Origin of the sequence: Segatella hominis (genome assembly GCF_004535825.1) — a bacterium.
Classification (GTDB): domain Bacteria; phylum Bacteroidota; class Bacteroidia; order Bacteroidales; family Bacteroidaceae; genus Prevotella; species Prevotella hominis.
On record NZ_SGVY01000088.1, the window covers coordinates 1 to 7,325 of the forward strand.

The following is a 7,325-nucleotide window of genomic DNA, read 5'->3' on the forward strand; positions in this document are numbered from 1 at the left end:
CGCTTTATGGGGTAAGGGGATTTTGTGTCTGCGACATTTCTGTTGTGCAAGAAATATGTACAATAAAATGAATTTTGTCGCTTTGCAAGCAAAATCCCACTAAACCCTATAGGTTGCGGATTTGAGGTTCTACAGAATTAAACTGAGATACGCTTAAAAAAATAGATTTCTTACTTTTAAATGTGGTTTGATAACCAATTAATTTCTTTATGCTATATTCGTTTAATACTTGTTTTGTGCTTTTCAAAAAGATAGATTATTATTGTGTCAGCATGCCTAAAGTCTTATTCTTGTCAGGTTTGCGATAGTGAGAACCTGATAAAATTAAAAAAAGGGTGCGTCACAAATTCATGACACACCCTCTCGTTTTAATTATTTTCCCGATGCTTATGAAATATCATCCAGAAAACGGGTTAGCACGTTATGAGTGATTATTTCACCTCAATGTGCTTAACATCGTCTTTCTTTTCTTCCTTGGCTACCTTAGGTATCTCAATCTTTAAGACACCATCGCTGACCTCAGCAGAAATCTTCTCTTGATTGGCATTCTCTGGCAGAGCATAACTCTGAGAATAGTTGCTGTAAGAGAATTCACGACGCAAGTAATGCTCTTCCTTCTTCTCCTCCTTCTTCTCTTCCTTGTTCTCGATAGATACATTCAGATAACCATCCTTGTCAATGTTCATCTTGACCATATCTTTCTTCAAACCAGGAGCTGCAATCTCCATCGTATAAGCGTTTTCATCTTCCTTGACATTAACTGCAGGAGCGGTGGCGTTCATATGTGGCATCAAGCTTGTATCAAAGAAATTGTCATTAAACCAATTGTTCAACCAATTTGAAACACTGTTATTTCTACGAGCTAACAACATAATGAAAAACCTCCAAATTTTATTTTTCTCGTCCTCTCTTCGCCTCTCGGTTCTGTCGGGATTTCTAATTGTTTATTATATTTATCCTTTTAAAATAATGATTGCTTCGGCTTTCGAGGCTCAAGGATTTCAAGAAACCCTCAAATGTCATTGCTTAGGGTTCTTATCGTTCCCCTTGCCCTTTCGGCTTCCGCTTTCACTCTATATATGAGCAAGTTATGTGCCAATTCAATCTGTCTGTTTGAAGTGAACAGATATTGACAAAAATGGCAAAAGACTCTGCAAAACTGACATCAAAATATAATTAATTTAAACTTAGCAGTCAGAAATGACATGAAAGTATAATTCGTTTTCACGATTCATACATGCGGATAGTTTGAAAACCAGTTTTTCCCTTTAGTTTTTGACAGCAAAACTAACGAGGAATTGATTCGCATGATAGTGTCAGAAAATCAGGAAAAGGGAGAGTAACTGGTAGCTGGTGAAAAAGTGGAGGATAATTATTTGAATTTATATTTGGCTAATTCGGATTTTCTTTGTAATTTAGCAGCGCAAACGTAAGACATGTAAGATTATGGCAAAAATAGTAAATTTCTATCCTGTAGGAATACAGACATTCTCGAAGATTCGTGAAGGCAATTATCTCTATGTAGATAAGACCAAATACATCGTGGATTTCCGAGAAAAACAGATGTCGTATGTCTTTCTGAGTCGCCCAAGACGATTCGGAAAATCTCTTTTTGCCTCTACCCTTCAAGCTTATTTTGAGGGGAAAAAAGAACTTTTCGAAGGATTAGCCATTGCTGATTATGAGAAAGAATGGGTGAAACATCCAGTTTTTCATTTTGACATGAGTGGAGCCAAGCATTTTGATGCTGATGCTTTGAATAATTATCTGAATCTGGAACTTTTGCCATACGAAGAACTTTATGGTAAGGGAGAAGGTGAAAAATATCCTAATGAAAGACTGGAAGGAATCGTAAAGCGAGCATACAAGCAAACGGGAGAAAAGGCTGTGGTCATCATCGATGAATATGATGCCCCTTTATTGGATGTAGTGCATGAGAAGGAGAATTTGCAACCGCTCCGTCGTATCATGCAGAATTTCTACAGCCCATTGAAGAAGCTCGATCCATACTTAGAGTTTACCTTTATCACAGGTATCACTAAATTCTCGCAGCTCAGCATCTTCAGCGAACTCAACAACCTCGATAATATCAGTCTGTACGACCAGTATTCGGCAATCTGTGGCATCAGCAAGACGGAACTAACCACGCAGATGAAACCGGATGTAGAGGCAATGGGCGAAGCGCTTGGCATGACGTATGAGGAATGCCTGGCAGAGCTGACACGATTCTACGACGGCTATCATTTCAGCAAGAATTCAGAGGATGTCTTCAATCCGTTCAGTCTGGTAAAGGCTTTGAATGCACGTGACATTGCTCCATATTGGTTTGGTTCCGGCACTCCATCCTTCCTTTTGAAACTATTGGATAAATATCATGTCAATCTTTCTACATTGGAAAGTCAGGAGGCAGTACTCAGCTCTTTCGACCAATCAACGGAGGAAATGACAGATGCCTTGCCTTTGCTTTATCAGAGTGGCTACCTGACCATCAAGAAATATGATCCGATGTTTCAGGAATATACTTTAGGCATCCCAAACGGGGAGGTACGTAATGGCTTACTCAATTCCTTGATTCCTCATTATGTAAACCCTCGCCGTTCCGATAATGATGCTTTCCTCTTAGGCTTCTGCAAGGCAGTTTACCGCAATGATATTGAGGCAGCATTGGAACACATGCGCACGTATATGGCTACGATACCATACGATTTGGAGAATCATAGCGAGAAGCATTATCAGACCATTTTCTATCTGATGTTCAGCTTCCTCAATATATATATACGTACGGAGGTAAAGAGTGCCATCGGCAGGGCTGATGCCGTGATGCACATGCCTGATACAATCTACGTCTTCGAACTGAAGGTAGATAAAAGTGCCGAAGAGGCATTGGCCCAGATAGATGAAAAAGGCTACATGCTTCCTTACCATTCTGAGGGCAAGCGACTGGTAAAAATAGGCATCAGCTTTGACAGTACCCAGCGTACCATCAGCGAATGGAAAATAAAGGAAGAATAATCCGAAACAGATATCTTAGGTTACTTTCCCAAGTATCCTAAGATATTTTTTTAGCATAGCTGCAAAGTCATTTGGCATCAGAAAAAGTCACCTTTCATCGTTATCGTGAAAATATCCAGTCGCAGTTTGGCATTACTGTGGAATGTGACAAGAGCGACGGCTATCGGTATTATCTGCGTGGATAATGATGATGTGACGGAGTGGATGCTGAGTTCCCTGCGGCTGGCTTCCCTTGGTGATATGCTGAAGTATCACAACAAGGTGATGCTCGATACGCCGCCATACAACACGGAATATCATCGTGCTGAAACCAGAAAGTTTGAGGCAGGAGATGATTGGTATCTTGAAGGATATGACGATGAGCTATGAGACAGGAGAATGCCTGAATGGGGAGGAATGAAGAAGGCTTGGTTTGTCAGCCCCAATATCTTATCTTTCAGCTTCAATTAAAACAGTATTTTCAGAAAGAGGCATGAAAAGTGTATCTTGCTCCAGTTTTTCTATACCTTTTATAATATAGTAAGGTGACTGCAGGGGTAGGGGAATGAAGAGATGGACATCTCCATTACGCGTTGATGTGACTTTCTGACCAGCAATGCTGATTTCCTGATCCGCCCAAGGAGTGGCATCGGCATGCAATAGCCTGAACTGAATATTACCATAAATGGACGGATTACGATGGAGGCGGACTGTCAAATTTCTGGAAAGCGTGATTATCGTATCAAGAGGATAGAAATCAGGAGCATCTGCTTTCATACGTACTTTTTTATCCAAGAGATGGTGCGGCAAGTCCTTGAAGACAAGCACTCTTCCCTGATGCAAAGTATCACTCACTATTTTTTCTCCTCCTTCTTCCGGTAAGCTTTCAATTCTCACAATGGCTTCATGAACAGAAGGTAACTGTTTGGCTCCTGATGAATCCAAGAGCGTGATTTCTGCATCAAAAGGTGAGTTCATGGAGAATACCAGAGCAAAAGAAATCAAAAGAGCAATCATGGACAACAGCCAGGATGCAATCTGTATTCGCAATAAACGGCGATGTCGTTGCCATAAGGAATCAAACTCCACATCCAGCAGTTTGGAAATCAGCTGAACATAAGCTCTTTCCTTATTTAGCCATGGGAAACGGCTGATCTTCTCATGTATATTGGCGCCCAATACATCTCCTAATCCTGCCTGTTGGATGGCAGGATTGAAGCATTCGGTCGCCGGGTTACCGCTATGGGGAATGCCATCAACTATAAAGAAATGGATATTCTTCTTTCTTCCAAGGGATGCAAAATATTCTATTTCCAATCCTACCCATTTAGATTGGGCGGAGCGGGGAGAACAGATCACAATCAGATGTTGCGAAGCCGTTAAACGAGCCTTCAGTTCTTCTGATAATTCTCCTGGTTGAATATCAGTTGGCGCAAAAAACACTGGTGAAATAGGCTTGCGTTTCCATCCGCGCTTACTACAGAGCGTAGTAGGCATACGGTAATGTTCCAATTTATGTTGCAATTTCTTGCCCCAGCCAAGATCAGCACCATTATAGCTGATAAAGGCAAAATATTTATATCCTTGAGTCATGTTCTAAAATTATTTATTGATTTTTTTCCCTAATTCTTTAATAACTCTCCTGTAAAGGTCAGCATCCGGAACATTTTCTCCCTTTGTATGAATGAGGACATTCAAGGCATTCTGAAAATACTCAATTGCTTGAGCGTATTTCTCCTGATGCTTATAGGTATTAGCTAATGCTAAATAATTACCATAAACTATCAAATGGTCAGGACCATAAACTTGGATTCCGCTTTTTAGTGCCTGCAAGAAGTATTCTTCAGATACCTGATATTTTGCCTGACCATAATATATATTGGCAATTTTACTCAATGTATTGGCAACTTCGCTGCTATAAAAACCATTTAAATCCAAAGATATAGCCAGTGATTTGGACAAGCATTCTATGGCTTCATCATATTTTCCACCGGAATCTAACAAACAGCCTATGGCAAAATAACTACTCGCTATTTCCGGATGCCAGCTCCCTACAACTTTCAGGCGAATCTCCATGGCTTTCTGATAATATTCGCAAGCCTTGTCTAAATTCTTCATACCTTCATAATAGGAAGCTATATTATGAAAAAGTTTAGCAGTCAAGATTGTATTTTCACCAGCGATTTCCATTTGGAGCTTTAAAGCTTTCTGATAATAATCATACGCTTCCTGATTCTTACCAAGGATTTGACAACTACCTGCCATATTAATGTAGAGTGGGACCAAATCCGGTTCTTTTTCCCCACAGACTTTTTTTAAGATATTGTCCGCCTTTTGATAATAAGCTAATCCTTCATGAAAAGCCATCATGGAGGAACAGATAAATCCTATGCCGATATAGGCTTCTGCCACTCTCTTATGTTTTTCTCCGGACAAATTGGTTTGAATAGATATTGACTTCTCGAAGTATTCTTTAGCTATTCCATATTGACTTTTATAGCAATATAAATTGGCTAATGCTCCATAACTTTCAGCCACATCCTCGTGTGCTTCTCCATGCTGAGCCAAACTCTGTCTTAGAGCCAGACGATAATACTTTTCTGCTTTGTCATACTGTGCAAGATTTTCCAGCAGGAATTGTGCGGCATCATGAATGTTCTTGACATTTGTAGTATCAAGAGCCACGATCTTTTCCTTGTAATAACCCACAGAATCATTATCAAAATTCACCAGATGCAAGTCTATTTTACCCTGATAGATAGTCAACAGTTTATCCGTGTTGTTGGCCAAAGCCTGGTTGATTTTTTTAGCTGCATTATTCAGGACTGTATGTTCTGTCTCCAGCTTTCTGATGTCTTCAGTCTGAATCAGGGAATCAGCACGCTCCAGTTCTCCATTTTCGATGAAGATACTCAACTGTTCCTTGAATGCATCCAGATGCGCATAGTCTAAAGAAGCATAGCGCTCCACCATGTCACCTATCAGCATATCACGCTTCTCATATTCTTCCTCCAGTTGAGTAATTTTCTGGGCATACATCTTACCCAGTTTGTTTTTCTCCGCCTGGATACGGCTCAGTTTTTTCTGATAGTTAGCTTCAATCTGCTGACGTACTTTCGCTTCGATTTTCTGTTTGAGCGAACGTGGCACCAATACCAGTTCTACAGGAACGGTAGTAGAAATGGCATAAGGTCCCTTTATCTTTTTGTCGAGAAGATCATAACCATTGAGGCTGATGGATGAAAAGGAAAAGGCATCTTTTCCCTCTCTTTTTCCATTGAACAGCAATTCAAAAGTACCCTGTTTTCCGGATTGGACGGCATTATGGCTACCCATGACTCTCAGCAAAGCACCCGGCAAACGAACACCTTGTTTATTGTCTGGTCGCCCCACACTCCTTACAAACCCCTTCTGATGAATGGTCTGCGCTCCTGTAGTTAGAAAACTAAATAATAAAAGGAAAGAAAAGATATGTCTCATCATGATCGGTTTTATTTATTTTTGATTATTTCATATTCATCCAATTGTTTCTGATTCTGCAGTTAAACAATAGCAGATCAATCATTTATCATCTCTTATGATTTTGAATCCCTGCCGCATGATGAGCTTGAGAGTTTCCACAGCGGTATTCCGGTCGAAAACTTTTTCCTCCTCGCTGAGTTCTTCATAAGCCACCAGGCAGGGATGCTTTTTCTTTCTGTCGTCACGTGTTTCACCATACGTCCACCCCTGCGATATACGGGTTTTTGCCCATACCTCATGTACGTTTTTGGCCATGGCCTCCACCAATGACTCCAATTCTTCTGGAAGCCTAATACCTGTAGTATCCTGCGGATTAGGAATGTACTTCTTCATTGTTTTTTCCTTTCTCCATTTTTTGCATAATCTGATTATTTTGATAAAACTCCTTCAAAATCCTTGGCATCGCCATCATCAGGAAACAGTCATATTTCATGTTGCCAGGATTCATTCGCCTCAGGTCACGATAAGAACAGAGGTCGATGTGGATGCCGTTCTGTTTCAGTTTCTTGCGATACGCCCTTCTTTCTGCACCAAAGATGAAAGCATCATGTAGTTTCTCTTCGCCATTAAGAGGTCTGAAGCCCATCAGCAGTTTCTCTACCGTCCATCGTGCGTGCTCACATTTTGACAGAGCTTTCAGATGCTTCTTGACAAGATTCAAAACATCTGTCTCCCTTTCCATAATCCTCAAATCCGCAACCTATAGGGTTTAGTGGGATTTTGCTTGCAAAGCGACAAAATTCATTTTATTGTACATATTTCTTGCACAACAGAAATGTCGCAGACACAAAATCCCCTTACCCCATAAAGCG

The 7,325-nt window shown here is 40.4% G+C and carries 7 protein-coding genes; 2 read left to right on the forward strand and 5 right to left on the reverse strand.

The window, feature by feature from the left end; translation table 11 throughout:
* Positions 1 to 431 precede the first annotated feature (431 nt).
* Positions 432 to 872: an Hsp20/alpha crystallin family protein gene (locus tag EXN75_RS16680; protein ID WP_134844673.1), complete on the reverse strand. Its 441-nt coding sequence runs from the start codon at positions 870 to 872 to the stop codon at positions 432 to 434.
* 574 nt (positions 873 to 1,446) lie between these two features.
* Between EXN75_RS16680 and EXN75_RS16685 the strand changes: the two genes are divergently transcribed.
* Entirely contained in the window at positions 1,447 to 3,012 is a 1,566-nt protein-coding gene (locus EXN75_RS16685; RefSeq protein WP_134844674.1) for an ATP-binding protein, read from the forward strand.
* Between the two features lie 144 nt (positions 3,013 to 3,156).
* Complete coding sequence (locus EXN75_RS16690) at positions 3,157 to 3,381, forward strand: hypothetical protein (protein ID WP_134844675.1); 225 nt, start codon at positions 3,157 to 3,159, stop codon at positions 3,379 to 3,381.
* 60 nt (positions 3,382 to 3,441) lie between these two features.
* On the opposite strand, the gene EXN75_RS16695 is transcribed toward EXN75_RS16690, so the two are convergent.
* From EXN75_RS16695 to EXN75_RS16710, 4 genes are all read right to left on the reverse strand, one after another.
* Positions 3,442 to 4,584: a toll/interleukin-1 receptor domain-containing protein gene (locus EXN75_RS16695; protein WP_134844676.1), complete on the reverse strand. Its 1,143-nt coding sequence runs from the start codon at positions 4,582 to 4,584 to the stop codon at positions 3,442 to 3,444.
* 9 nt (positions 4,585 to 4,593) lie between these two features.
* A complete protein-coding gene (locus tag EXN75_RS16700; RefSeq protein WP_167639572.1) occupies positions 4,594 to 6,384 on the reverse strand; it encodes a tetratricopeptide repeat protein in 1,791 nt (596 codons plus the stop codon).
* Between the two features lie 168 nt (positions 6,385 to 6,552).
* On the reverse strand, positions 6,553 to 6,846 hold the full coding sequence (locus EXN75_RS16705; protein ID WP_134844678.1) for a RyR domain-containing protein: 294 nt from the start codon (positions 6,844 to 6,846) through the stop codon (positions 6,553 to 6,555).
* Complete coding sequence (locus tag EXN75_RS16710) at positions 6,827 to 7,195, reverse strand: hypothetical protein (protein ID WP_134844679.1); 369 nt, start codon at positions 7,193 to 7,195, stop codon at positions 6,827 to 6,829. Before EXN75_RS16710 ends, EXN75_RS16705 begins: the two co-directional genes overlap by 20 nt.
* Positions 7,196 to 7,325: the final 130 nt, after the last annotated feature.